General features: G+C 53.8%; 21 protein-coding genes. 15 read left to right on the top strand and 6 right to left on the bottom strand.

Annotation, left to right across the window (positions count from 1 at the left end; translation table 11 throughout):
• Positions 1–245 precede the first annotated feature (245 nt).
• Entirely contained in the window at positions 246–962 is a 717-nt protein-coding gene (gene lipB, locus ACTJIK_RS12175) for a lipoyl(octanoyl) transferase LipB (protein ID WP_440646626.1), read from the top strand.
• On the opposite strand, the gene ACTJIK_RS12180 is transcribed toward lipB, so the two are convergent.
• The 4 genes from ACTJIK_RS12180 to ACTJIK_RS12195 form a co-directional block, all read right to left on the bottom strand.
• Positions 946–1671, bottom strand: a complete 726-nt coding sequence (locus ACTJIK_RS12180) for a hypothetical protein (protein ID WP_440646627.1) — start codon at positions 1669–1671, stop codon at positions 946–948. The genes lipB and ACTJIK_RS12180 overlap by 17 nt on opposite strands.
• A gap of 68 nt (positions 1672–1739) precedes the next feature.
• Positions 1740–2627, bottom strand: coding sequence for a 1-aminocyclopropane-1-carboxylate deaminase/D-cysteine desulfhydrase (locus ACTJIK_RS12185; RefSeq protein ID WP_440646628.1), 888 nt, complete (start codon positions 2625–2627; stop codon positions 1740–1742).
• Positions 2611–4866 (bottom strand): family 20 glycosylhydrolase, encoded by a 2256-nt coding sequence (locus tag ACTJIK_RS12190; protein WP_440646629.1) that lies wholly within the window; start codon positions 4864–4866, stop codon positions 2611–2613. The genes ACTJIK_RS12185 and ACTJIK_RS12190 overlap by 17 nt, the downstream gene beginning before the upstream one ends.
• Before the next feature lie 30 nt (positions 4867–4896).
• Positions 4897–6231 carry an alpha-L-fucosidase gene (locus ACTJIK_RS12195; protein WP_440646630.1) on the bottom strand — a complete coding sequence of 445 codons (1335 nt, stop codon included), beginning with the start codon at positions 6229–6231 and terminating at the stop codon, positions 4897–4899.
• Between the two features lie 283 nt (positions 6232–6514).
• Here ACTJIK_RS12195 and ACTJIK_RS12200 point away from each other — a divergent pair, with 283 nt between their 5' ends.
• The 9 genes from ACTJIK_RS12200 to ACTJIK_RS12240 all read left to right on the top strand — a co-directional run bounded on the left by ACTJIK_RS12200 (position 6515) and on the right by ACTJIK_RS12240 (position 17519).
• Entirely contained in the window at positions 6515–7414 is a 900-nt protein-coding gene (locus ACTJIK_RS12200; RefSeq protein WP_440646631.1) for a nucleotidyltransferase family protein, read from the top strand.
• Positions 7415–7421: 7 nt separating this feature from the next.
• A complete protein-coding gene (locus ACTJIK_RS12205; RefSeq protein ID WP_440646632.1) occupies positions 7422–8489 on the top strand; it encodes a phosphotransferase enzyme family protein in 1068 nt (355 codons plus the stop codon).
• A gap of 429 nt (positions 8490–8918) precedes the next feature.
• A complete protein-coding gene (locus tag ACTJIK_RS12210; protein ID WP_440646633.1) occupies positions 8919–9821 on the top strand; it encodes a branched-chain amino acid transaminase in 903 nt (300 codons plus the stop codon).
• 255 nt (positions 9822–10076) lie between these two features.
• The gene (gene ilvD / locus ACTJIK_RS12215) at positions 10077–11756 is read left to right on the top strand and encodes a dihydroxy-acid dehydratase (RefSeq protein ID WP_440646634.1); all 1680 of its coding nucleotides are present in this window, start codon (positions 10077–10079) and stop codon (positions 11754–11756) included.
• Entirely contained in the window at positions 11722–13473 is a 1752-nt protein-coding gene (gene ilvB / locus ACTJIK_RS12220) for a biosynthetic-type acetolactate synthase large subunit (protein WP_440646635.1), read from the top strand. The genes ilvD and ilvB overlap by 35 nt, the downstream gene beginning before the upstream one ends.
• Positions 13474–13501: 28 nt before the next feature.
• Positions 13502–14044, top strand: a complete 543-nt coding sequence (gene ilvN / locus ACTJIK_RS12225) for an acetolactate synthase small subunit (protein ID WP_440646636.1) — start codon at positions 13502–13504, stop codon at positions 14042–14044.
• Positions 14045–14104: 60 nt separating this feature from the next.
• A complete protein-coding gene (ilvC, locus tag ACTJIK_RS12230; RefSeq protein ID WP_440646637.1) occupies positions 14105–15148 on the top strand; it encodes a ketol-acid reductoisomerase in 1044 nt (347 codons plus the stop codon).
• Between the two features lie 129 nt (positions 15149–15277).
• On the top strand, positions 15278–16534 hold the full coding sequence (gene ilvA, locus ACTJIK_RS12235; RefSeq protein WP_440646638.1) for a threonine ammonia-lyase IlvA: 1257 nt from the start codon (positions 15278–15280) through the stop codon (positions 16532–16534).
• A gap of 115 nt (positions 16535–16649) precedes the next feature.
• Positions 16650–17519 (top strand): hypothetical protein, encoded by an 870-nt coding sequence (locus ACTJIK_RS12240; protein WP_440646639.1) that lies wholly within the window; start codon positions 16650–16652, stop codon positions 17517–17519.
• A gap of 4 nt (positions 17520–17523) precedes the next feature.
• Here ACTJIK_RS12240 and ACTJIK_RS12245 read toward each other — a convergent pair whose 3' ends face one another.
• Complete coding sequence (locus tag ACTJIK_RS12245; RefSeq protein ID WP_440646640.1) at positions 17524–17874, bottom strand: HigA family addiction module antitoxin; 351 nt, start codon at positions 17872–17874, stop codon at positions 17524–17526.
• Positions 17875–17884: 10 nt separating this feature from the next.
• Entirely contained in the window at positions 17885–18160 is a 276-nt protein-coding gene (locus ACTJIK_RS12250) for a type II toxin-antitoxin system RelE/ParE family toxin (protein ID WP_440646641.1), read from the bottom strand.
• Between the two features lie 265 nt (positions 18161–18425).
• Between ACTJIK_RS12250 and ACTJIK_RS12255 the strand changes: the two genes are divergently transcribed.
• The 5 genes from ACTJIK_RS12255 to ACTJIK_RS12275 all read left to right on the top strand — a co-directional run bounded on the left by ACTJIK_RS12255 (position 18426) and on the right by ACTJIK_RS12275 (position 26811).
• On the top strand, positions 18426–19535 hold the full coding sequence (locus tag ACTJIK_RS12255) for an NAD(P)/FAD-dependent oxidoreductase (RefSeq protein WP_440646642.1): 1110 nt from the start codon (positions 18426–18428) through the stop codon (positions 19533–19535).
• Between the two features lie 91 nt (positions 19536–19626).
• The gene (locus ACTJIK_RS12260) at positions 19627–22008 is read left to right on the top strand and encodes a glycoside hydrolase family 95 protein (RefSeq protein WP_440646643.1); all 2382 of its coding nucleotides are present in this window, start codon (positions 19627–19629) and stop codon (positions 22006–22008) included.
• 15 nt (positions 22009–22023) lie between these two features.
• Positions 22024–23499 carry an alpha-L-fucosidase gene (locus tag ACTJIK_RS12265; protein WP_440646644.1) on the top strand — a complete coding sequence of 492 codons (1476 nt, stop codon included), beginning with the start codon at positions 22024–22026 and terminating at the stop codon, positions 23497–23499.
• A 144-nt stretch (positions 23500–23643) separates the two neighbouring features.
• Positions 23644–25284, top strand: coding sequence for a sodium/sugar symporter (locus tag ACTJIK_RS12270; protein WP_440646645.1), 1641 nt, complete (start codon positions 23644–23646; stop codon positions 25282–25284).
• A gap of 39 nt (positions 25285–25323) precedes the next feature.
• Positions 25324–26811 carry a xylulokinase gene (locus ACTJIK_RS12275; protein ID WP_440646646.1) on the top strand — a complete coding sequence of 496 codons (1488 nt, stop codon included), beginning with the start codon at positions 25324–25326 and terminating at the stop codon, positions 26809–26811.

A 26811-nucleotide genomic window follows, 5' to 3' on the forward strand; every position in this document is an offset into this window, starting at 1 on the left:
ATATATATCTGGTGGATGGACCGCGAGGTTGCATCCGGCCTTTAAAAGACATTGTGAACGGATGACACCGAGCAGAACGAGATATATATCTGGTGGATGGACCGCGAGGTTGCATCCGGCCTTTAAAAAAGACATTGTGAACGGATGACACCGAGCAGAACGAGATATATCTGGTGGATGGACCGCGAGGTTGCATCCGGCCTTTAAAAAAGACATTGTGAACGGATGAAACCGGGCAGAACAAAATGAAACAGCAGATTAAAGTGAGCGACCTGGGGGTGATCCCTTACCAGGACGCATGGGACCTGCAGGAGCGGTTGTTGCAGGAAAGCGTGGCGCTGAAGGCCGATCTCCGCAACGGCCTGGCGGCGCCAGGCGCAACAGTGCAGCATCACCTGCTGTTTTGCGAGCATCCCCCCGTTTATACCCTCGGCAAAAGCGGGCATATGGAAAACCTGCTGGTGAACGGCCAGACGCTGGCGCAGAAAGGCATTGGTTTCGTGCATACCAACCGCGGCGGCGACATTACCTTTCACGGCGAAGGCCAGATAGTAGGCTACCCCATCATCGACCTGGAACAATTTTTTACGGATATCGGCCGCTACCTGCGGTTCCTGGAGGAAGTGATCATCCGCACCCTGGCGGATTACGGCCTCAAAGGCGAACGTTCCAAAGGCGAAACCGGCGTTTGGCTGGAACCTGAGATCCCCGGCAGGGCGCGCAAGATCTGCGCGATGGGCGTACGTTGCAGCCGCTGGGTCACCATGCACGGCTTTGCCATCAATGTGAATACGGACCTGGATTATTTCTCCAACATCGTGGCCTGCGGGATACAGGATAAAGCGGTCACTTCCCTGCAAAAAGAAACCGGGCGCATCATTCCTTTGGAGGAAGTACAGGCCCGGATCTTATATCATTTCTCCCAGGTATTTGAGGCTGAGATGGTTACGAACGGTAATTGAGCGGAATGTAAAGGCTCCATTTCTCCAGCAGCTTCCCTTCTTCGTATATCTCGAAATTAAACCAGCCGGCGTGCATAAAAATGGCCTTTTCCAGTATCAGGAAAGGTTCCAGCACCTGCTCCACTTCAAACAGGAATGCACCGGTGGGCTCAAAGAACTTTACGGAATATTTTTTCTGCGGCGCCTGCGGCAGGCGGATGTTCACATTCCCGTCAGCCGTTGTGTAGATGTAGTTGGACGGTTTCCAGGGGATCACTTCCTTGGTGCCGGTGGCATTGGTGCCCGCGGTGGCGGCGCCCACATCCTGCGCGCTGAGCTTGGTATTGCCCGCAATGGTGGAATCGGGCACGGCCAGTACGGTTTTGCTGTACATGTACCTGTTGTTCTTGAACAGGATGAAGAGGCGGTAGTAATTTTTCCCGGGCAGCGGTTTATTGTCGAGGTAAGCGTTGCGCGTTTGGTCCGGGTAGCTGGCGTAGCCGATGGTGGTGAAGTTCAGCACACTGTCCAGCGAGCGCTGGATACCGATCTGCACGGCGTTCGGGAAACCGGAGATCCAATCCAGCTGGATCTTCCCTGTTTTGATGAGGGCCGAGAAGTCGGGCAACACGGGCGTTGGCGGCCCCGGCACTGCATCCTGCGCTTTGGCTGTGGCGATAGTACCTATTAAAATCACGGTGGCTATAATGCATCTAACAGTCTGCTTCATACAGTACATCAAAAACGTCTTAAGTTGGCAAAAATACGATCTGGAGGTCAAATATACGGCTCCGTGTTTTAAAAGCATAGAACGCCCGGGCCTAAAGATTCATTGCCCTGCAACCCGCCGGAATGTATCAGCAATACGCGGCTTTCCGGCGGAAAGAACTGTTGTTGCAGCAATTTCCTGAAAGCCAGCACCATTTTGCCCGTATATACGCGGTCGGTAGGAATGCCGGTTTCCCGGTAAAAATCGTTCATGGCGCCGATTAACGCAGGCGTATGTTTTGCATAACCGCCTTCGTGGAAGTCATGTAATATCCGCCAGTTGGTAAACGGCCGGCGCAGCAGGCTTTCCACTTCTTCTTCCAGAGAAAAAGCGCCTTTTAATGCTGAAATGCCGGTGATCTGCTGACGGGTGTCTGCATTGATAAGGCCTGCCAGCGTAGTGCCTGTGCCCACCGCACAGAGGATGTGGGTGTAAGCTGATGTGTCCGCCAGCTGCAATATTTCTTCGCAGCCCCTGGCGCCTTCCGCATTGCGGCCGCCTTCGGGTATGATCCAGGCATCGTTCAGCAGGTGCTGCATGAGGCGGGTCATTTCGCTGCCGCGTTTTAATTCAGCATACAATTCCCGGCTTACGTAATGCAGGTCCATACCCAGTTCCGCTGCCTTCAGCAAAGTATGCCCCGGCCGCGCGGGTTTTTCGCCGCGGATGATTCCCACGGCCTGCTGCCCGTACAGCTTGCAGGCGGCCGCGGTGGCCACGATGTGGTTGGAGTAAGCGCCGCCGAAGGTTACGATCTTCCGGTTGCCGGCGGCTTCCAGGTTGTACTTCAGCTTGAACCATTTGTTTCCCTGCACCAGCGGGTGGATAAGGTCCAAACGCAACATGGCTGCCCGGATGTTGCCGGGCAGCCATGTTGTATGGAAAGGTTGTAATATTTCCTCAGTGGAAAAGCGCATTCCGCAAGTTAATGCTTTGTTTGCCTTTCAGGCCGGCGCCTACCTGCAATTGCTGTGCGCCGCCCGCATTGAAATATTGGACGCGGATCTTGTGAAATCCTTTCAGCAGCGGTATCATGCCGGTTTTTTCGACGGCGCCATGCTCCCCGTCGTTGTCAACGATCACTTCATCGTCTACGGCCAGTACAGACCCGTCGTCTGAATTAGTCCTGAATTCATACAGCCCGCTTTCATCGATCCTGATATACCCTTCAAAGCTCACGCCGTATTTCTCGCGGTGCATAAAGGGCCGGATGGAAAAATCAGGCAGGGTGCCGGTGCTGTCCGCGGTTCCGGCGCCGGTCTGTTTAGCCTGCACGAAGGTTTTGCTGTACACGGAGAACTGTACGCCCTTACGCGTGGGATTCACGGGCTGCGCGTTTTTGAAGGCCTTGCGTGTATAGGTGTTGGAATACACGGCGCTGCTGCGGCCGGAAGGCAATACCACGATGTATTTCAGCGTAACGGTCTCGTTTTGTGCGGGCGATATGTTAAAGGGCGCTGCATAGGCCTTGCCGTTGGGCGAAGGCTGTGTACCGTCCAGCGTATAGAAAATGGACGCGCCGGGTATAGGTTGCAGGGTGACGGTGGTTTTGGGGCCTGATACTACCATGTCTTCCGCGCCCGCGGCCTCGGGTATGCGGAAGTTCACGCCGCGTTTGTCCAGGTCCTGCAATGCGCTCTGCAGGCGGCTGGTGAAGGATGCGTAATCTTTTTTGGAAGCGGGGCTCCAGCCAATTTCAGCCAGCGCGAGCGCACGCGGGTAGGTGAAATAATCGACGCCTTTTGCATCGGGGATATATTCCGTCCACACGTTGCCCTGCACGCCTTTGATATATTTCTGTTCTTCCGCGTTCAGGGAAGAGGGGTAAGGCTCGTAGCTGTACACCTTTTCCAGCGGCAGGTATCCGCCGATGGCCAGGGGCTCGGTAGCGGGGTTGCCCTGGTGGTAGTCCAAGTAGAGGTAAGTGTTTGGCGTCATGATCACATCGTGTTTCTGCTTCGCGGCCGCAATGCCGCCGGCTTCGCCGCGCCAGCTCATTACGGTGGCGTCAGGGGCAAGACCGCCTTCGAGTATCTCGTCCCAGCCGATGATCTTCTTGCCTTTGCTGTTCAGGAATTTTTCCATCCGCTGGATGAAATAGCTCTGCAATTCGTGCTCGTCTTTCAGGCCCAGCGCCTTCATGCGCGCCTGGCATTTAGGACATTCTTTCCAGCGGTCTTTCGGGCATTCGTCTCCCCCGATATGCACATACTGCCCCGGGAAAAGCGGCATCACTTCGGTGAGCACATCTTCCAGGAATGCGTACACGGAATCGTTGCCTGCGCAGTACACTTCTTTGTGAACGCCCCATTTGGTGGACACTTCATAGGGCCCGCCGGTGCAGCCCAGGTTAGGATACGCTGCCAGCGCGGCCTGCGCATGACCGGGCATTTCTATTTCCGGCACTACGGTAATAAAACGTTCCCCGGCGTACTTCACAATGTCTTTCACTTCTTCCTGCGTATAATAACCGCCGTAAGGCTTGCCGTCGTACTTCCCGTCGCGGTAAGGGCCCATCATGGTCTCTTTCCGGTTGGAAGCCACGCTTTGCAGCTTCGGGTATTTTTTGATCTCGATGCGCCAGCCCTGGTCTTCGGTGAGATGCCAATGGAAGCGGTTGAGCTTGTAATGCGCCATCACGTCTATGAACTGCTTAACATACGCCACGGAAAAGAAGTGCCTGCCCACGTCGAGCATAAGGCCGCGGTAAGCGAAGCGGGGCGCGTCTTTGATGGTAACGGCCGGAACATAGGTGAGCTGTTTGGTCTGTGCCACCAGCTGCTGCAATGTTTGCACGCCGTAGAACAGGCCGGCTCCATGCCCCTGCAGCACGATCTTGTTGCGCACAGCCGTGAGCTGGTAGCCTTCCGCAGGAAGCATTTCATCGTCCGAGAAAATGAGCGTGCTGTTCTGCATGGTGCCTTTTTCGAGGCGCAGCTTGTAGTTGGCTTCCAGGAAGGTGTTGAACAGTTCCGCCGCGCGTTCGGCGCCCTCGCTGTTGCTGAAATATTTCATGCGCGCATTGATGGCCACATGGCCTTCCGCCGGTTCTACGGACTGTGGTTCGGGGATGATGCCCGGCCGCGATACCTTTGGCTGCGCAAATCCCGCAATGGAGGCCAGCGCCATTGAAACAAATAGGAGCGTTCTTTTCATATGAATGATCTGATAGTATATGCGTTTCCGTTATCCATTCAGCCCGCCTTTGCCGCGGTAGAGCTTCACAGGCTTGTCCAGCTTCAATTCCAGCACGGTCATGTATTCATCCTGCACGTTGGCGGGCACAGTGATGTAAACGAGTCCGGGTACGGGGCTCCAGGATATTTTCCCCACAATTTTATGCTGCAGCTTCGTACCGCTGCCTACAACGGTGATGTCCTGTATCTTGTTGTCCAGCCCTTTCACCATAATGTTCCCGCTTACGTTGCCGGGCAGGAAAAGATAGAGGCTGGTACTGTCTTTGCTGAGGGTGGTAGGCCCGTAAAAATGCCCCTGCGGGATGCCGCCGATGGTGCTGAAGATAGCTTTTTCATGTTTCTTATTCCATTTTCCCAGCTCTTTTAACACGTTCACCTGCTCGGGCGGTATGGTGCCGTCTGCCTTCGGTCCTATGTCCAGCAGCATATTGCCGCCGTTGCTGATAGCGTCCGCGAAGATGGTGATGATCTCGTAAGGGGTTTTCCAGTTGGTGTCCTGCGGCTGCCAGCCCCAGTTATTATTGATGGTCATGCAAAGCTCCCACCAGTTGTAGTGCGGGCGCTCCACGGGGAAGTTCTGCTCGGGCGTGTCGTAATCGCCGTAGCCGGTGAGCCTTCCGTTGATGATGGTGTTGGGGTTGAAGTCCGTCAGCATCTTGCGCACTTTCAGGGCCTGCCACTCTTCGGCGCTGCGTTCCCAGTCGCCGTCGAACCACCAGAGGTCGGGATTGAACTGTTTCATCACTTCGGCCAACTGCCCCTGGTAAAAAGCCTGGAACTTCGCCCAGCGCTGCGGTTGCTCGCTGATCTTGTAGCGGCTGCTGTCTTTCAGGAAGCCGGGATAATCGGGCGAGGTCCAGTCCAGCAGGCTGAAATAAGCGCCTGCTTTGATATTGTTCTTACGCAGCGCGTTAAAGAAGGGCGTGAGCACGTCCCTTTTGGCCGGGGTGCTTTTGGCGGTGCTGAGCTTGTTGAATTTCGTATCCCAGAGGGCAACGCCATCGTGGTGTTTGGTGGTGATCACGGCATAGCGGGCGCCGGATTCGCTGATGAGATCGGCCCAGGCCTGCGGGTCGTATTTGTCTGCGGTAAAGCCTTTGAGCTGGTCCATATAGTCCGCATGCGTGATCTTTTTGTTATGAAAGCTCCAGCTTTCATCCACGCCTTTCACGGAATAGATGCCCCAATGGATAAAAATACCCAGTTTGGCGTCTGCAAACCATTGCATTTTTGATCTGATCTCTTCGGGGCTGGTTTTTTGCTGCGCTTTCGCAGGCATCATACAATGCAGTGCCATGGCTCCCGCCACTACGATTCTTTTCATTCGCTTTTTTTTTGAGCTAAAATTCAATTAAATGCCGGCTGGCGCTTATCATACAAAAAGCCGGGCTGATGGGGCAGACGTTGGATCGAAAAAATAAAAATAAAGAAATTACTGTTCACCGGGGCAATTCTTTTACTGGTTTAAGTAGCTGGTAAAGTTTAATTTCCCCCTAAATTTGGCCCATCTTTTAAAATTTCAGGATTTACCCTGATTGGGAAAAATTTATGTTTAATTTTAGCCCCCGATATTAAATCGGGTGAAATTTATAAACTAATATCAAAAAATGCAACCGACATTATTGATCCTGGCAGCCGGTATGGCCAGCCGATACGGAAGTTTAAAGCAAATCCAGCAGTTTGGCCCCAGTGGAGAAACGATCATTGATTATTCTATCTATGACGCTATCCGCGCGGGTTTTGGCAAGATCGTGTTTATCATACGCGAGAATTTTGCCGAGGAATTCAAAGAGATCTTTGAACCCAAGCTGAAAGGAAAAGTAGAGACAGCATATGTTTTCCAGAACATGGACGCGTTCACGGAAGGATTTGAGATCCCTGCGGACCGTACCAAACCCTGGGGCACCGCGCATGCCGTATTATGTGCCAAAGGCGCTATCAACGAGCCTTTCGCCGTGATCAACGCGGACGATTTTTATGGCCGGGACGCATTTGAGAAAATGGCTGCCTTCCTGAAGAACGAATGTGCTGACGACAAATACAGCGTGGTAGGCTACGAGCTGGGTAAAACCGTGAGCGACTACGGTTTCGTAAGCCGTGGCGTATGCCAGGTGAGCGACAACGGTAACCTGGCCACCATCACCGAGCGTACCAAGATCACCGTGGAAGACGGCAAGATCGCTTACGAGGAAGGAGACAAAAAAGTGGAACTGGGCCCTAAAACCCCCGTATCCATGAACTTCTGGGGCTTTGCGCCTTCTGTGTTCCCCATCAGCGAAAAGCTTTTCAGCCAGTTCCTCGAGCAGAACATCAGCAATCCCAAATCCGAATTCTTTATACCCATCGTGGTAGACCAGTTCATTGCAGCAGGCATGGGGTCCGTGAAAGTGATACCCACCAGCAGCCAGTGGTTCGGCGTAACTTACAAGGAAGACGCACCCGGCGTACAGGCAAGCCTCTCTGCCCTGGTCAAAAACGGAGAGTATCCGGACAATCTCTGGAAATAATGACATAATGGTGAATACAGACATCCTCCGAGCCTTCGGATTGGAGCCTGCCAGCTTTAGCGTACAGAAATTCGGGAGCGGCCACATCAACAACACCTTTTTATTAGGTGGCCGGGACGGTGAGAAGTACATCCTCCAGAAGATCAATACCTACGTATTCAAAGAACCGGGGGTAATCGCCCGGAACCAAAGGCTGGCGGCCGATTTCTTGGCCGAGAGACACCCAAGCTACCTCTTTATTACTCCCATCCCTACCACAACGGGGGATGAGCTCTTTCATTTCAACGATGAGTACTGGCGCATGATCCCCTTTATACCGGATTCCACTTCGGTAGACCAGGCGGATACGCCCAAACAGGCATTTGAAGCGGCCCGGCAGTTCGGGTTGATGGCCAGGATGTTCCATGGCATTGACCTGCACGACTTCAAAGCCAGCATTCCCAACTTCCACAACCTCACCCTGCGCTACGCTTCCTTTCAGGAGGCCATACGCCAGGCGAAGGAAGACCGGAAGCAGTTCGCGGAAGAGCTGGTGGAGCAGTTCCTGCGCCACAGCGACATTGCCGTTACCTTCGAGGCGCTGAAGACCAACCCGGAATTCAGCGACCGCCTCATGCACCACGATACCAAGATCAACAACGTGCTGCTGCGCAAAGGCAGCTACGAAGGCATTTGCGTGTGCGACCTCGATACGCTGATGCCCGGGAAGATCATCTCCGACCTCGGCGATATGGTGCGTACCTACGTATGCCCGGTATCGGAGGAGGAGCGGGACTTTTCGCAGATCCATGTGCGTGAGGAATATTTCGAGGCCCTCATGAAAGGGTATCTTTCCGAAGTACTGGGCACCCTTTCAGCCACTGAAAAGGCGCACCTGTTCTACGCCGGCAAGTTTATGATCTACATGCAGGGCATCCGCTTCCTGACGGATTACCTGAACGGGGATGTGTATTACCCGATCAAGTACCCGGAGCACAACTTCAACCGGGCAAAAAACCAGCTCACGCTGCTGGAAAAGCTCATGGAAAAGGAAGCTCCGCTGCAGGCGGTGATAGACAGCTGCCTGAAGAACTGAGGCATTACACCAAAAGAATAGCAAAAAAGACCTCCCCGGAGGTCTTTTTGCGTTTGACAGGACCAAAGTGAAATTGTTGTTTATTGAATATTATTCAATCAGCTGGCTTCTTTTTTCGATATTTTGAAAAATCCCCTATTGGGTTGATTTTTCTCAAAAGTTTGAGGCTTGTATTGTTTTTTAGTTTATTCACCAATACATTTGTAGTGATAACAAAAAATCAACAGCACCTCCATGTGGGTAAACAAAGACAATAACAAAATCAGTCACATCGTGCCGCAGCTCAATTGGGCTATTACGCTCGTCGTGATCGTCGTTGTCATTATTACCCGCCAGCCAATTGGAGGATAAAACGCGTGTATAATAACAACTCAAAATAAACGCCTTCCTCCACCAGGAAGGCTTTTTTTATGTGCAAATTCCAATTATATGTATAGCTATTACAACGAAAACACGATTCTTTACTTTGATGGGGCTTATACGAAAGCCACAGAAGCCAAAATTGACCTCTACGGTCAGTCGCTGCATTACGGATACGCGGTATTTGAAGGCATCCGCGCTTACAAGACCGCCGGTGGCGAAGTGAAAATCTTCAAACCCAGGGAGCATTTCGACCGTTTTAAGCGCTCCTGCGAGCTGATACATATACCTTACAAGTACAACAACGACGAGCTGATCGCCGCTTGCTATAAAGTGCTGGAGCTGAACAACCTGGAGGAAGCCTACATCCGCCCGCTGGTGTTCTGCCCGCCGAACATGACCCTGAAAGCCGCTACAGATACGCATCTGCTCATCTGCGCATGGGACTGGGGCGCTTACCTGGGCGAAAAGCTGCTGCGTGTATGCGTTTCCTCTTACCAGCGTCCGAACCCGAAAGCCTTTAAGATCGAATCCAAAGCCGCCGGCCTGTACGTAAACTCCATCCTGGCTTCCCAGGAGGCAAAAGAGAAAGGGTTCGACGAAGCTTTGCTGCTGGATATCAACGGTTTCGTGGCGGAAGGCCCCGGCGCCAACCTGTTCTACGAGAAAGAAGGCACCGTGTACACCCCCGCAACCGGCAACATCCTGCCTGGTATTACCCGCGCCACCGTTATTGAGATCTGCGGCGAACTGGGTATTCCTTTAGTGGAAAAACAGATCACCGTGGAAGAGCTGAAAGGAGCTGAAGCAGTATTCTACTGCGGAACCGCCGCCGAAGTGATCGGATGGGACAGCCTCGACAACCAGGGCTTCTCCAAACCCTGGGCGCAATCCCTCGGCAAGGTCATCCAGCAGGCTTACAAAGCCAAAGTGCTGGAGAAAGAATTCAAACGCGAGGCAATTCCTGCCTGATAATACCGGATTCCCCCTTCCGCCCCTGCAACCGGAAGGGGGAATTCCTCAAAAAAAGCGTACAGCCGGCCCGTTGAATGGCGTAAACGCTTTTCTTTCTAACTCAGACCCACAGCGGATTTTGGCCATCAGGGCCACCTTTTGAAGACCGGGAACAGCCGGATTATTGGTTTGAATATCAGCCGCACCGGGAATAACTTGTACGATAATTAGAAATTCAGATAGCCGTGACCCGGTACTAACGACCTTATTATTATGGAGTTGAACAAATACAGCAAGACGATTACGCAAGACCCTACACAGCCCGCCGCACAGGCCATGCTGTACGGGATAGGACTGACGGAGGAAGACCTGAAAAAAGCACAGGTGGGCATCGTAAGCATGGGCTACGATGGCAATACCTGCAACATGCACCTGAACGACCTCGCGAAGGAAGTGAAAAAAGGCGTATGGGCTAATGACCTGGTGGGACTTATTTTCAATACCATCGGCGTGAGCGACGGTATCAGCAATGGTACCGACGGTATGCGTTATTCCCTCGTAAGCCGCGACCTGATTGCAGACTCCATTGAAACCGTTTGCGGCGCGCAGTATTACGACGCCCTGATCACCGTGCCCGGCTGCGACAAGAACATGCCCGGCTCGCTGATGGCCATGGGCCGCCTGAACCGCCCTGCCATTATGGTGTACGGCGGAACGATCGCGCCCGGTAAATACAAAGGACAGGACTTAAACATCATATCCGCATTTGAAGCGCTCGGCCAGAAGATGGCGGGCAACCTCAACGAAGGGGACTTCAAAGGCATCGTGCAGAACTCCTGCCCCGGGGCAGGCGCCTGCGGCGGGATGTACACGGCCAATACCATGAGCTCCGCTATCGAAGCGCTGGGTATGAGCCTGCCGTACAGCTCTTCCAATCCCGCGCTCAGCAAAGACAAACAGGACGAATGCCTGGCAGCCGGCCAATACATCCGCCTGCTGCTGGAAAGAGATATCAAGCCGAAAGACATCATGACGCGTGAAGCATTCGAAAATGCGATCGTTGTGATCATGGCTCTCGGCGGCAGCACCAATGCAGTGCTGCATTTCATCGCGATCGCGAAATCTGTCGGGGTGAATATCACCATGGCGGACTTCCAGCGCCTGAGCGATGCTACTCCGCTGCTGGCGGATCTGAAGCCCAGCGGTAAATACCTGATGGAAGACCTCCACAACATCGGCGGCGTTCCCCTGGTAATGAAATACCTGCTGAAACAAGGCAGGCTCCACGGAAACTGTCTAACCGTTACAGGCAAAACCCTGGCGGAGAACCTGGAATCCGTGCCCGACATCGACTTTTCAAAACAAGACATTATACACCCGCTGGAACAGCCGCTCAAAGCCACCGGCCACATCCAGATACTGTACGGGAACCTTGCAGAGCAGGGCTCCGTGGCAAAGATCACCGGTAAGGAAGGCGAGAAATTCGTGGGCCCGGCCCGTGTGTTCGACGGTGAGTTTGAGCTGATCGCAGGCATACAGTCCGGCAAAGTGAAATCGGGAGACGTCGTCGTCATCCGCTACGTAGGCCCCAAAGGCGGCCCCGGCATGCCTGAGATGCTGAAACCCACTTCCGCCATTATGGGCGTTGGCCTGGGTAAAAGCGTAGCCCTCATTACAGACGGGCGTTTCTCCGGCGGCACCCACGGCTTCGTGGTAGGGCATATCGTACCGGAGGCTTACGAAGGCGGCACCATTGCCCTCGTGAAAGATGATGATGTGATAGAACTGGACGCCGTCAACAATATCATCAAGGTTAACCTGACGCCCGAAGAGCTGGCCCAAAGAAAAGCAGCGTGGAAAAAACCGGCTCTGAAAGCAACGAACGGGATATTATTCAAATACGCAAAACAAGTAAAAAATGCAACAGAAGGATGTGTTACCGATGAAGACTGATGAGTCTGACAAGCGGGCCACCGCTGCCCCCGAGATCATCACCGGTGCGGAAGCAGTGATCCGGTCACTGATTGCGGAAGGCGTGGATACCATTTTTGGTTACCCCGGCGGGGCTATTATGCCCATTTATGATGCACTCTACGATTTCCAGGACCAGGTTCACCATATCCTGGTGCGCCACGAACAAGGCGCTACGCATGCAGCGCAAGGCTATGCCCGTGCCAACGGCAGGGTAGGCGTGGTATTTGCCACCTCAGGCCCCGGCGCCACCAACCTGGTGACCGGCCTTGCAGACGCGCAGATGGACTCTACCCCCATGGTATGTATCACCGGCCAGGTGGCCGCTGCATTGCTGGGTACAGACGCTTTCCAGGAAACCGATGTGATCGGCATCACGACTCCCATCACCAAATGGAACATACAGGTCACCAGGCCTGAAGACATACCCGGCGCCATTGCCAAAGCATTCTACATCGCCCGCAGCGGCCGCCCCGGCGCCGTGCTGGTAGATATCACCAAGAATGCGCAGTTCGGCAAGCTGGACTTCCAGTACAAAGCCTGCGAAAGCATCCGCAGCTATCACCCGCACCCCGTGCTGAACATGGATAGCGTGAAAGCCGCGGCGGAACTGATCAATAACGCAAAACGCCCTTACATCCTCTGCGGCCACGGCGTGCTGATCTCCGGCGCTGAAAAAGAACTGATCGCCGTAGCCGAAAAGGCGGACATCGCGATCGCTTCCACGCTGCTGGGCCTTTCAGCCGTTCCCGTAGACCATCCCTGTTATGTGGGTTACACCGGCATGCACGGCAACTACGGGCCGAACATCAACACCAACGAATGCGATGTGCTCATCGCGGTAGGCATGCGCTTCGACGACCGCATCACCGGCGACGTGAACGAGTTTGCCCGCCAGGCGAAAGTGATCCACATCGAGATCGATAAAGCGGAGATCAACAAGATCATCCCCGCCGATATAGCCGTACATGCGGATGCGAAAGAAGCGCTGGCTGCATTGCTGCCGCTGATCAACGAAGCGAAACATCCTGAATGGCTGCAGCTGTTCAAGGAAGCCGATAAAAAAGAAGACGAGAAAGTACGCCACCGCGAGCTGTTCCCCACCGAGGGCCAGATAAAAATGGCGGAAGTGATCCGCATTATTTCCGAACAGACCAAGGGCAAAGCGATACTGGTAACGGACGTAGGCCAGCACCAGATGGTGGCCAGCCGGTATTACCGCTTCGAAGATCCGAACACCAATATCACCAGCGGCGGCATGGGTACCATGGGCTTCGCGCTGCCTGCGGCTATGGGCGCCAAAGTGGGCGCGCCGGAGCGGGAAGTGGTAGCCATCATCGGTGACGGTTGTTTCCAGATGACGCTGCAGGAGCTTGGCACCATTTACCAGTCTGAAATAGGCGTGAAGATCGTGATACTGAACAACAACTTCCTCGGCATGGTCCGCCAGTGGCAGCAGCTGTTCTTCGACAAACGTTATTCCTCCACCGTGATGATCAATCCTGATTTCGTGCAGATCGCAAAAGGATTTTACGTACCGGGCCGCAAGGTGACCGAACGCGCGGACCTGGAAGGCGCAGTCAAAGAAATGCTGGACACCAAAGGCGCTTACCTGCTGGAAGTAGTGGTGGAACAGGAAGACAACGTATTCCCGATGGTACCGGCCGGCGCGCCGATCTCATCCATCCGCCTCGAGTAGCAGTTCATCACCATTAATCAGACACAACATGCAAAAGGAATATACAGTTACGGTATACACTGAAGACAGGGTGGGGATCACCAACCGCATCTCCGTTATCTTCACGCGCCGTGGCATCAATATCACCAGCCTCACCACCGCAGAAACGGAAATAACCGGTGTGTACAAATTCATCATCACCGTGATGTCCACGCGCGACAGGCTGGAAAAAGTAATAGGCCAGATCGAAAAACTCATCGAAGTGCACCGCGCATTTGTGCACGACGAAGATGAGGTGGTGTACCAGGAGCTGGCGTTGTATAAAATATCCACGAAAAGCCTTCACAATGGCGACATTGAGAAGATCATCCGGGACAACAACGCGCGCATCCTCACCATTACGGCAGATTATTTCGTGCTCGAAAAAACAGGCCACCAGCAGGAGCTGATCGCAATGCTCCAGAAGCTGGAACCATACGGCCTCATAGAATATTCCAAAAGCGGCCGCGTAGCGATCGTTAAATGGAGCCGCCGTTTCCACGAACATCTCAAAGACCTGTCCCTCATTGAGGCAGACAGCCTGAAAGACTGATGCGGCATTAAGAATGCAATAACCTAGAACTTAAAACTTTTTAAAAAACACTATCAAAACATGGCAACCATCAATTTTGGCGGAGTACTGGAAGACGTAGTAACCAGAGAAGAATTCCCCATGGAAAAGGCAAGGGAAGTACTGAAAAATGAGACTATCGCGATCATCGGTTACGGCGTGCAGGGCCCCGGCCAGGCGCTGAACCTGAAAGACAATGGTTTCAACGTGATCATCGGTCAGCGTAAAGATTCCAAAACCTGGGACAAAGCCGTAGCAGACGGATGGGTACCGGGCCAGACGCTGTTCGAGATCGAAGAAGCTGCCCAGAAAGGCACCATCATTCAGTACCTGCTGTCCGACGCCGGCCAGATCCAGCTGTGGCCTACACTGAAACCTTTCCTCACCAAAGGTAAAGCCCTGTATTTCTCACACGGTTTCGGCATCACTTTCAAAGAAAAGACCAATATCATTCCCCCGGCAGACGTAGACGTGATCCTGGTAGCTCCCAAAGGCTCCGGTACTTCACTCCGCAGGCTGTTCCTCGCAGGCCAGGGTCTGAACTCCAGCTTCGCTATATTCCAGGACGCCACCGGCAAAGCACGTGACCGTGTAATTGCGCTGGGTATCGGCGTTGGCTCCGGCTACCTGTTCGAAACAGACTTCAAAAAAGAAGTGTATTCCGACCTCACCGGCGAACGCGGCACCCTGATGGGCGCCATCCAGGGCATTTTTGCTGCACAGTACCAGACACTGCGCAACAACGGCCACTCCCCTTCAGAAGCATTCAACGAAACCGTTGAAGAGCTTACCCAATCCCTGATGCCGCTGGTAGCAGAGAACGGTATGGACTGGATGTATGCCAACTGCTCTACCACTGCGCAGCGCGGTGCGCTCGACTGGTGGAAGAAATTTAAAGAAGCTACCCAGCCCGTATTCGACGAGCTGTATGCTTCCGTAGCCGCAGGTAAAGAAGCACAGCGCTCCATCGATCTGAACGGCCAGGCGGATTACCGTCCGAAACTGAATGCAGAGCTGGAAGAGCTGCGCAACAGCGAAATGTGGCAGGCAGGCGCGGCTGTAAGAAAGCTCCGCCCCGGGAAATAATAAGCTATAAAAAATAAAATATGAAAAGTACCAGGATGGATATTGGCAGCGGTTGCGGAGGAGTGTGTCTGATTTGAAGCCGATACATGTCCCGGTACTTTTCTTTTTTATTTTTTAATTCAATGAAAAATGTCTGAAGTTCTTCCAACCATCGATACCAACCATATAAAGGAAGCAGCCGAAAGGCTGCGGTCCGTAGTGATACGCACCCCTTTAACTTACAACGCCAACCTCTCCCGCAGATACCAGTGCGATGTGTACCTCAAAAGAGAAGACATGCAGGTGGTACGTTCCTACAAGCTGCGCGGCGCTTACAATCTCATGAGCAGCCTTACGCCCCTTCAGCTGGCCAACGGCGTTACCTGCGCCAGCGCGGGCAACCATGCACAGGGTTTTGCCTACAGCTGCCGCCTGCTGAAAGTGAAAGGCGTCGTGTTCATGCCCATCATTACACCCAAACAGAAAGTAAACCAGGTTAAAATGTTCGGCGGCGACAGTATCGAGATACGGCTCGTTGGCGATACATTCGACGATTGCTCCGCCGAAGCACAGGCTTTTACCCGCGAGCAGCGCATGACCTTCATCCCGCCGTTCGACGATCTGAAGATCATCGAAGGGCAGGGTACCGTGGGATTGGAGATACTCGAAGAACAGCCGGAAGTGGATTTTCTCTTCGTGCCCGTCGGGGGCGGAGGGCTGGCTTCGGGAACAGGGGCTTATTTCCGCACTTACAGCCCTGGTACAAAGATCATCGGTCTTGAACCAGAAGGGGCGCCCTCCATGCTGAAAGCGCTGGAAAATGGCAGTCCTGTCACTCTTCCTGAAATAGACAGGTTCGTTGACGGAGCGGCGGTGAAAAGGGTAGGAGAGCTGACCTTCCGCATCTGTAAAGATGTGCTTGATAAGATGAGCCTGGTGCCGGAAGGGCGTATTTGTTCGACTATCCTGAAATTGTATAATGAAGACGCGATCGTCGTGGAACCGGCCGGCGCACTGTCTATCGCAGCCCTGGAAGATTTCGCGGACGAGATCAGAGGAAAGAAGGTAGTGTGCGTAGTGAGCGGCAGCAACAACGATATAGACAGGATGCAGGAGATCAAGGAGCGATCGTTGTTATATGAAGGCCTGAAGCACTACTTCATCGTGCGCTTTGCCCAGCGGCCGGGCGCTTTGAAGGAATTCGTGAACCACGTGCTGGGTCCGGATGATGATATTACCCGCTTTGAGTTCATCCAGAAACACAACAAGGAAACCGGCCCCGCGCTGGTAGGAATTGAGCTGAAGAACAGGGAAGATTATGATGTGCTGCTGACCAATATGACGAAATATAATGTCCATTACACAGAGCTGAATAAGGACGATAATCTTTTTGGTTACCTGGTGTAGCGCCCGGGTCGAACTGTAATAATATAAAAGCTCCGCCCTGTTTGGCGGGGCTTTTCTTCTTTATATCCCAATATTTTGTAAGTTGCCTGCGTTATTAATATCCAAAACCCGGTCTATGTCGAAAAACCTGCTGCTGTCGGGGTGCCTTGCGGCGCTTGCACTTTGTTCCGCCTGTTCCAAAAAGGAACAATCTGCCGGGGCAGAGGGTCCCAAACTCGTTTTCAAATATAAGTTCGATCCTAACCAGGAGCGCCTGGGCAACCTGGGCCAGCCGGTATCCGTGCCTGCCGGGAATGCTGCGCAGAGCCCGGCTTTCAGGGCTATGAGCTCCCATTACCTGGAGCTGGCGCCGACTGCGTTTACGGCCCTGGGTAAAGGCGCGGTGTTGTACAGGCACCAGGAGACCAATAAAGGCGGGGAAATGGCGATAGACTTTGCAAGCGCTAAGCTGGCGGCGGATGGGGAAGTGTTTTTTGAAGTGCCGCTGAAGGACGTGCCGGCCGGGGAATACGAATACCTGCGGGTGTCGCTGGCTTACCAGAACTACGATATCCGTTTCAGCGCGCTGGGGCAGGAATGGACGGGTTCTGTGGCGTCATTCATCGGGTTTAACAGTTACATCGGTACGTATAAGATCAAGGACAGTTCGCTTACGCTGAATGCGAACCGCAAGCAGGGGTATTGGGCGCTGGAAACGAAATACAGCGTGGTGAGCGGGCAGGCGCCTGCGGGGGCTACTACGGTGCCGAACCCCATCGCGGGTACTTCGCCGGTGCCGGCGGGTTCTTGTGTGGTGACGGGACCGTTCAGCAGCGCATTGCAGATCACGGGGCAAGAGAAACAGGATATTGTGATCACGGTTTCGTTGTCTGTCAATAAAAGCTTTGAATGGAAGGATATGAACAGCAACGGCAAATATGACCCGCTGGAAGGGGAGGCGGTGGTGGATATGGGTGTTCGCGGGTTGAAGCCGCTGGTGAACTAGGGCTTCATGCAACTTTTACTTTACGGTCCCTGCTCTTCGTTTCTTTGACGGGCAGGGACTTTTTTAATTTCGGTTTGTAGCGTTTGAGCTTGAGCTTGGCGATATGCGGTCTGGCTTGTTCGACATTGTACGCTGCCTGCATGCGCTGCCAGAATTCGGCGGTACCGCCAAATACATATTCCATTCGGAGGCTCATATCAACGGAGAGATCGGCTTTACCGTTCGCCACATTGGAGAGGGCAGTGCGGGTTACTCCCAGCAACTCAGCGGCATCGGTGATGCTGAGGCCCTTTTCATCGAAGATAAGTTCTTTGATGATGATGCCGGGATGTTCAAATTTCATTTTACGTTTCATAAAAAACCTTTTAATGATAATCAATATAATCTACGTCGTATGCATTTCCGTTTATAAAGGTGAAAACAATCCTGTAGTTGCCGTTCACTTTCACACTCCAATAGCCTTTATAATTTCCCTTGAGCGGATGAAGATCAAGTTGGTGCAGGTCATCCGGAATGGCCTGTGCCAAATCCATTATCTGTAATATCCACCTGATTTTTTTGAGTGATGACTGTGGTAGTTTATAACAGTCATCGCCAACCCAACAGGATCTTAACGCTTTGCTTTTAAAACTTTTTATCATCGTTTTATTTTTACTCTTATAAAGAGCCCAAAACGATGTAAAAAGGGGGAATAAAAAACCTGAGAATATCTCCGTTTTGCGATAGTATTTCTCAGTGTTTCGAAGGAAAATTTTTCAGTGCAACAAGCTGAAAATTTTTACTTTTACCTATTACAATTTCAGTATTCCGAAGAAATATTCTCCGAAGAAAAAGTGTAAAGCGTAAAGTTACGCTTTACACCAAATCACTCCAAAAAATATCCCGGATTTTCAATACATTCGCATCATGCTCAGTTACTGGGAAAAACAAAGCCTTCTCCACTACGACTGCATCCTCCTCGGGAGCGGTATCGTCGGGCTTTCCACGGCCATCAGCCTTAAAGAGCGTTTTCCCAGGCAACGCATCCTCGTACTCGAAAAAGGCCTCCTCCCCACCGGCGCCTCCACCCGCAACGCAGGCTTCGCCTGCATCGGCAGCCTCACCGAAATCCTGGACGACCTGCAGCACATGCCCGCCAAAGACGTGGTGGCCCTCGTCCAAATGAGAAGGAAAGGCCTTCAGCTCCTCCGCAGCCGCATTGGAGACGACCGGATGGAATACCGGGAGAACGGCAGCTTCGAGCTCATCAGCGAAGCGGAAGCGCCCGCCCTTGAACAACTGGAGAAGATCAACGAGCTGCTGTTCGATATCCTGCCCGGCCCCGCCTTTTCAATGGCGGATCATAAGATCGCGGAGAAAGGCATCGTCACCCAACACCTCGTGCAGAACAATTACGAGGGCGAGCTGCATACCGGCAAAATGATGCGTACGCTGATAGACGTGGCCATCGAACGCGGCATCGAAATAAAAACGGGCTGCAACGTTACGCATTTCGAAGAAAAGGCAGGCGGCGTGGAAGTAACGGTGAACGATGAACTGACCTTTTTCGCCGCGCGCATCGCCATCTGCACCAACGCTTTTGCAAAAGGCCTGCTCCCGGACCTGGACCTCACGCCCGGTCGCGGCCAGGTACTCATTACCGCCCCCGTCAAAAAACTCCCTTTCAAAGGCATCTATCACTTCGACCAGGGATATTATTATTTCCGTGAACTGAACGGCCGCGTATTGTTCGGCGGCGGCCGCAATCTTGACTTCGCAGGCGAAACCACCACAGAATTTGAGCTGAACCGGCGCATACAGGACGACCTTGAGACGAAACTCAGCACCATCATCCTTCCCCACCACAACTTTACCATAGAAGACCGCTGGGCGGGCATTATGGCCTTCGGGAAAACAAAACAGCCCATTGTGCAGGCGCATTCGGCGCGCATCTGGCTGGCAATACGCATGGGCGGCATGGGCGTAGCCATAGGCTCCGAAGTGGGCAGAACCCTCGCCTCCATGATGCAGGAATAGCATATAATCGCAAATAGTGGTATTTAATTAACGGCTTCTTGTAAGCCAGCACCTCAATCATTATATTTATTATCCCATATCGTTTACAGTTATGAAACAGTTCCTCCTCCTCCTGTTACTCCTTTCCAATGCCGCTATGGCACAGCGGTCCATGCAATTATGGTACAAGCAGCCCGCCCGCAGGTGGGAAGAAGCGCTTCCTGTAGGCAACGGCCGGATGGGCGCCATGGTATACGGCCGCCCGGAAAAGGAAATACTCCAGGTGAACGAAGAAAGCGTTTGGGCGGGCGTCAAATTCAACGATGCCAATCCCAATGCCTATAAAGTGCTGGATACCATACGTAAGCTCCTCTTCGAAGGCAAGAACCAGGAAGCGCTTGTGATCGCACAGGCCAACTTCCTCGCGGTAGATGCGGAGAACTCCGATAAGACCGCCCGCGCTTTCCGCTCCCACCAGACGCTGATGAACGTGTATATCAACTACGGGTTCGCCGCCTATGACGATTACAGACGCAGCCTGAGCCTCGAAACGGGCATCGCTACCACTACCTTCAAAGTGAACGGGGTGGAATATAAACAAGAAGTGCTCGCCTCCGCGCCGGACAATGTGATCGTGGTGCAGATCAGCGCATCGAAACCCGGTTCCATCAACGCAGTGTTCAGCGTAGACAGGCCCGATACCAGGGACACGGCTTCCCGCTACACAGATTGTAAAGTGACCGCAGCCGGCAACCAGCTGGTGCTGAACGGCCAGATCAACGACAGGAACGGCAGGGAAGACCGCGGCCCTGAAGGCCTGCATATGAAGTTCGCCGGTGTCGTACAGGTGGCCAATGCAGGCGGCAGCAAAGCCGTGACCGGCCAGGAGATACACGTGAAGAACGCGAACACCGTAACGCTGTACATCCAGGGCGCAACGAATTACAATCATACCAAACAGGATTTCGAAAATTCGGTTTCCGCGCTCAATAAATGTAAAAAGCTGCTGCAGGCCGCTGCTGTAAAAAGTTATGCTTCCATCTCCGGCCGCCATATCCAGGACCTGAAGCCTGTAATGGAAAGAGTAAGCCTGCAGATCAACGGCGAACAGGCGGATGATATACCTACGGACGAACGCCTGAAAAGGACCAGGGAAGGTATCGAAGATCCGCACCTGATCAGTCTTTTCTTCCAATACGGCAGATACCTGCTGGTTTCCAGCTCACGCGCGCCGGGCGTTTTACCGGCCAACCTGCAGGGCATCTGGAACCAGCATATCGATGCGCCCTGGAACGCGGATTTCCATACCAATATCAATCTCCAGATGAACTACTGGCCTGCGGAGGTGACGAATCTTTCCCTTACCACTACACCTCTGTTCGACTTCATGGATTACATCAGGCCGCAGGGGCGCATTACAGCGAAGAAGATGTACAACGCACGCGGCTGGGTAGTGCATCACGCTACCGATGCATTCGGGAAAACCGGCGTACAGAACGGCGTGGCCTGGGGCACCTTCCCGATGGCCGCCAGCTGGATGTGCCTTCACTTCTGGGAGCATTTTGCATTTACGCAGGATTATGCTTTCCTGAAGAACAAAGCATACCCGGTGATGAAAGAACATGCGCAGTTCGTGGAAGATTACCTGGTGAAGAGCCCTGAGGGATACCTGGTGACCTCGCCCGGCAGCTCTCCCGAAAACCAGTTCCTGCACCCGGTTACCGGCAAAGCTACCGGCCTCACTTACGGTCCAACGATGGACAGCCAGATACTCCGCGAATTCCTCGGCAAATGTATCGCCGCCGCGAAGGCGCTCAGAACAGATTCCGCTGATATTGTCCGCTGGGAAAACATCATCGCGCAGCTGCCGCCCACCAGGACCGGTAAAGACGGCCGCATACTGGAATGGATACAGGAGTACCAGGAAGCGGAGCCCGGCCACCGCCACATCTCCCATTTATTCGGCCTGCATCCGGGCACACAGATCACCGAACAGACGCCGGCGCTCTATGAAGGCGCATTACGCACACTCACCGGCCGCCTTGCGAAAGGCGGCGGCCACACCGGCTGGAGCCGCGCCTGGATCATCAACTTTTATGCGCGGCTGAAACAGGCGGACAGTGTGAGAAGCCACCTGCAGGCGCTTTTCGCGAAGTCCACCCTGCCCAACCTCTTCGACAATCATCCTCCTTTCCAGATAGACGGCAACTTTGGCGGCACCGCGGGTATTGCCGAAGCATTGCTGCAAAGCCATGGCGACTACGTGGAGCTGCTGCCCGCATTGCCCGTTCAGTGGACCTCCGGCAAAGTGACGGGTCTTTGCGCCCGCGGGGGCTTTGTGCTGGATATTACCTGGGAGAATGGTGCGCTGGCAGGCGTAAAAGTACGTTCCACCACTGGCCGCAATCTCGTGCTCAAATACCGCCAGCACCTCCTGCCGCTCACCGTTGAAAGAGGGAAGGAGATCGTTGTGCCCGTTGAGCAATTGTTATAAAACCACGTTTAATATATGAAGTCACTGAAATGTTTGTTATGGCTGCTGCTGCCATTTACCACTGCGGCACAGCAGTACAGGCCCACCTGGGAATCGCTGGACAGCAGGCCGGTTCCCGCATGGTTCGAGAATGCCAAGTTCGGGATATTTATTCACTGGGGCGTGTATTCCGTTCCTGCATGGGCGCCTAAAGGCGTGTACGCCGAATGGTACCAGTACTGGCTGCAATCCAAACGGGTAGGCGGCAACAACAACCCTAAGCCCACCGCGGTGTACGATCATCACGCCAAAGTTTACGGCGCCGATTTTTCGTACTACCAATTCGCGGATATGTTCAAGGCCGAAGACTTTGACCCGGACGCATGGGCGAAGCTTTTTGAAAAGTCCGGCGCGAAATACATCGTGCTCACTTCCAAACACCACGACGGGTTTGCGCTCTGGCCCAGCAAAGAAGCCAGCAAAGCGTTCAGTACCCCCTGGAACGCCATGGACGCAGGCGCAAAGCGCGACCTGCTGGGAGACCTCACGGCCGCCGTGCGCAAAACGCCGGTGAAGATGGGCTTCTATTATTCGCTCTATGAATGGTATAACCCCCTGTATAAAAACAAGCAGTACAAGGAATACGTGAACGGACATATGATCCCGCAGCTGAAAGACCTGGTGAACCGCTACGAGCCTGACATCATATGGCCCGATGGCGAATGGGAACAGTCGGACACGCTGTGGCAAAGCCGCGAATTCCTTACCTGGCTGTACAACGAGTCGCCCGTAAAAGACAAAATAGCGGTGAACGACCGCTGGGGCAAGGGTATGCGCCAGAAACACGGCGGCTATTATACCACGGAATACGAAGTAGGAGCCAAATTCGCCCGCCCCTGGGAAGAATGCCGGGGCATGGGCTTTTCCTTCGGCTATAACCGCAACGAGGATATAGAGGATTACAACAGCGCCCAATCGCTCATCTACCTGCTGCTGGATATTGTAAGCAGCGGCGGCAACCTGCTGCTGGACATCGGGCCCGATGCGCAGGGCAAGATACCGCCCATTATGCAGGAGCGCCTGCTGCAGATAGGCAAATGGCTGGATGTGAACGGCGAGGCCATCTACAACACCCGCGCCTGGAAAACACATGTGCAGTGGTCTGCCGGCCGGCAGGACTGGAAACCGCCGCATGGCGGCTATGTAAGCGGCGAAGTGATGCTAAAGCAGACCGTTGATCCCGACCCCGGTTACGCCCGCAAGGAATTTTTCTTTACCGCAAAGGGAGATACCGTGTACGCCATCGCGCCCATCCTTCCCGAAGGGAAGCTGCTTATCAGGGACGTGCTGCCCACTGCGGGTACGAAAGTGCAATTGCTGGGCCTGAAGCAGAACCTGCCCTTTAAAAAGGTGAACGGCGGCATCGAGGTAACGGTGCCCAGGCTGAGTGTCAAAGAAACGCCCTGCGAGCATGCGTTTGCGTTTAAGATCACCGGCGCCAAAGCCATATAACTGATTGTGAACGGATTGAACCGGTTCCCGGGGGCTGCCCGGGGCCGGTTATTTTTATCCAATATTTTTAACTGTAGATTTAACAATTAAAAATAGTTTGCTATCTTGACACACTATTGAATTTTCACGTTATTCTGATACAAAATGGAACATAAGCTTCTGAATCTGGATTACTTTGTTTTTGCCATTTACTTCGTGATCGTGGCAGGCTACGGTTATTATATCTATAACCGTAAAAAGAAAGCCTCTGCCGATACGAAAGATTTCTTCCTGGCTGAAGGATCCCTTACCTGGTGGGCTATCGGCGCATCGCTGATCGCTTCGAACATTTCCGCGGAACAGTTCATCGGCATGAGCGGCTCCGGTTTTAAAATGGGCCTTGCCATCAGTACTTATGAATGGATGGCAGCGGCCACCCTGCTGGTAGTGGCTATTTTTTTCCTGCCCATTTACCTGAAGAACAAGATCTACACGATGCCGCAATTCCTGCTGCAGCGGTACGATTCAAGGGTGAGTACGGTGATGGCGGTGTTCTGGCTGTTGCTCTACGTGTTCGTGAACCTCACGTCCATCCTCTATCTTGGCGCGCTCGCGGTGTCCACTATCTCCGGTTTCAGCTTCACGGCATGTATGATCGGGCTGGCGGTTTTCGCGGTGATCATTACGCTGGGCGGTATGAAAGTGATCGGGTTTACGGACGTGATCCAGGTATTTTTCCTGATCCTGGGCGGCCTCGCTACTACTTATCTCGCGCTGAACCTGGTTTCGCAGAACGTGGGCACGGGCGGCGATTCCTATTCCATTAATGGTATGATGGAAGGCCTGGGCCTGCTGCGGCAGAAAGCACCGGAGCACTTCCATATGATATTCGACAAAAGCAATGAGAACTACATGGAGCTGCCCGGCCTGGCCGTGCTGATAGGCGGTATGTGGATCGTGAACCTCAACTACTGGGGCTGCAACCAATATATCACGCAACGCGCACTGGGCGCCGATCTGAAAACAGCGCGCAAAGGCCTGCTGTTCGCCGGCTTCCTCAAGCTCCTTATGCCTATCATCGTAGTGCTTCCCGGCATCGCAACATACGTGCTCTGGAAGAACGGCATGTTCCAGGAAGAAATGCAGGGCGTGGTAGACGGGGTGAAAAGAGTAAAGCCCGATCAGGCTTACCCCATCCTGCTGAACCTGCTGCCCGCGGGTCTGAAAGGCTTGTCTTTCGCAGCGCTCACCGCCGCCATCGTGGCCTCGCTTGCAGGTAAGGCCAATAGTATTGCAACCATCTTTACGCTGGATATCTACAAACATTTCTTCAAAAAAGAAGCTACCGAGCAGGACCAGGTGAAGGTAGGCCGCATCGTGATCATCGTTTCCTGCATCATTGCAGCGATCGTGGCGCCCGCGCTGAAGAGCCTGGACCAGGGCTTCCAGTTCATTCAGGAATACACCGGCTTCATTTCACCCGGCGTATTCGCGATATTCATCCTCGGCTTCTTCTGGAAACGCACCACCGCGAATGCCGCGCTGGCAGGCGCCGCGCTGGCGATTCCATTATCGATATGGCTTAAATTCCAGTTCACCGCGCTGCCTTTCATCAACAGGATGGGCTGGGTGTTCCTGATCATCGTGGGGGTAATGGCTGTGATCAGTCTTGCAGACCCGCGCAGCAAAGACAATCCGAAAGCGCTCAGGATCGACGCTTCCATGTTCAGGCTGGATACTGCCTTCACTATCGGCGCCATCCTGATCTGCGGCATACTGGCGGCTTTGTACACAGTGTTCTGGTAGAACGAAACAACTTTTTTAATTCCACGCATACTCAGTATTATGTTCCTGATTGGTTATGATATCGGCTCTTCTTCCATTAAGGCAGCCCTGCTGGACGCTGAAACAGGCCGTTGCCTGGCGGCGTCCACAGGTTCTGCCGGGGAACTGGTCATGAATGTGCCCCGCTCCGGCTGGGCGGAGCAGGATCCCGAAATGTGGTGGCAGGAAGTGATCAAAGCCACCCACGGGCTCCGCCGGCAATATGATTTCGATCCCGCCGCCGTAAAAGGCATCGGCATTGCTTACCAGATGCACGGCCTCGTGTGTGTGGATGAGAACCAGCAGGCATTGCGCCCGTCCATCATCTGGTGCGACAGCCGGGCTGTGGCTATCGGCGACAAAGCGGCGCAGGAGCTGGGTAGCGGCTACACCCTTCCCCACCTGCTGAACTCTCCCGGGAATTTTACCGCCTCCAAACTGAAATGGGTGCAGGTGAACCAGCCGGAGATCTATGCACGCATCAGGCACATCATGCTGCCGGGCGATTTCATCGGCATGCGGCTCACCGGCCAGCCGGCCACTACGCTCTCCGGCCTGTCCGAAGGTATCTTCTGGGACTTCGCGGAGCAGCAGGTTTCCCAACGTTTACTGGATTATTACGGTATAGACCGCAGCTTGCTGTCGCCCATCGTGCCCACATTCGGCGAGCAGGGCCGTGTAACGGAAAAGGCCGCCGGGCTGCTTGGTTTACGTGCAGGCATCCCCGTTACTTACCGTGCCGGCGACCAGCCCAACAATGCATTTTCGCTGAACGTGCTGCAACCCGGCGAAGCCGCCACCACGGCGGGTACTTCAGGTGTAGTGTACGCCGTGCACGACGCAGCGGCGTATGATGAGGAGAGCAGGGTGAACACTTTTATGCACGTGAACCAGACGGACACAGCGATCCGCAACGGCGTGCTGATGTGCCTCAACGGTACAGGCATCCTCAACAGCTGGCTGCGTGGCATTACCGGCGGGCTTTCGTACGAGAGTATGAACGAGCTGGCCGCCAAAGCGCCGGTAGGATCGGAAGGCCTGCAGATATTTCCTTTCGGCAACGGCGCGGAGCGCATCCTGGCCAACCGCCAGCCCGGCGCAAGGGTGGAGGGGCTCGAGTTCGGCGTTCACCACCAGCAGCACCTGCTGCGCGCAGGGCAGGAGGGGATCGTGTTTGCGCTTACTTATGGTGTGGACATCATGCGGCAGATGGGCCTGCAGATCAGCCGCGTAAGGGCGGGCAAAGCCAATATGTTCCTCAGCCCGCTGTTCCGGGAAGCATTTGCCAACACCGCCGGCGTTACCATTGAATTGTACAATACAGACGGCGCTCTGGGCGCTGCAAGAGGCGCAGGCGTTGGCGCGGGCGTTTACAGCAGCTTCCCCGAAGCGTTCATTGGTATGGAATGCCTTGCTTCCATTGAGCCGGAACCCGGGCTCAGCAAGGCTTACGGCGAAGCGTACACCGCATGGAAAAACCGACTTGACGAGATACTATCAACGCTATAA

Source organism: Chitinophaga sp. 22620 (assembly GCF_052044405.1).
In the GTDB taxonomy this organism is placed as follows: domain Bacteria; phylum Bacteroidota; class Bacteroidia; order Chitinophagales; family Chitinophagaceae; genus Chitinophaga.